The 737-nt window shown below is 51.7% G+C and carries 1 protein-coding gene; it reads right to left on the reverse strand.

The features are described 5' to 3' along the window. Window positions 1-17: 17 nt before the first annotated feature. Entirely contained in the window at window positions 18-653 is a 636-nt protein-coding gene (locus H8S18_RS14490; protein ID WP_186858985.1) for a recombinase family protein, read from the reverse strand. Between the last annotated feature and the right edge of the window lie 84 nt (window positions 654-737).

Consider the following 737-nt stretch of genomic DNA (forward strand, 5'->3'; position numbering starts at 1 on the left):
ATACGTTTCGGGAAAAATTAAATGTTCGATAGAATCGTGTTTGCGGCATACTTTGGTGCCGTTTTTTTGTGCTTTTGCATCTTCCTGTAGAGCGTGCTGGGCGGCATTCCCGTTTCTGCCGCCAGTTGCCGGAGCGTAATCCCCCCCTTCAGCCAGCGTTCGCACAGCTTGTCGAAGTTCTTCGGGTTCGGCCTCGCCGGCCTTCCGAATTTCACCCCCCGCGCCTTTGCCGAAGCTATTCCCTCCGCCTGCCTCTGCCTGATCGTGCTCCGCTCGTTCTCCGCCACAAAGGACAGCAGCTGCAAGACAAGGTCTGCGATAAACGTCCCGAGCAGGTCCTTTGCCTGCGTCGTATCCAGAAGGGGCATATCCAGCACTTTGATGTCTACGCCCTTTTCTTTTGTAATGATGCGCCATTGCTCCATCACATCCCCGTAGTTCCTGCCCAATCTGTCGATGCTTTTGACGACCAGGATATCTCCTTTCTTCAGCCGCTTCATCATTCTGATGTATTCCGGCCGCTCAAAATCCTTGCCCGACATTTTGTCCATAAAAACATTTTTGTCTGGAATCCTATAGGCCCTGAGCGCATCCTGCTGGCGCCGTTCGTTTTGTTCCCGTGTCGAAACACGGATATATCCGTATTGTGCCATTTCATCACCTCCGTTCCATGTTGCTGTCTGGCAGTTCGAACCAACTCTATCTCAAAGAGCCATATACCCATATTAAACGGCAAA

The sequence above is a fragment of the Christensenella tenuis genome (assembly GCF_014287795.1).
GTDB lineage: Bacteria > Bacillota > Clostridia > Christensenellales > Christensenellaceae > Christensenella > Christensenella tenuis.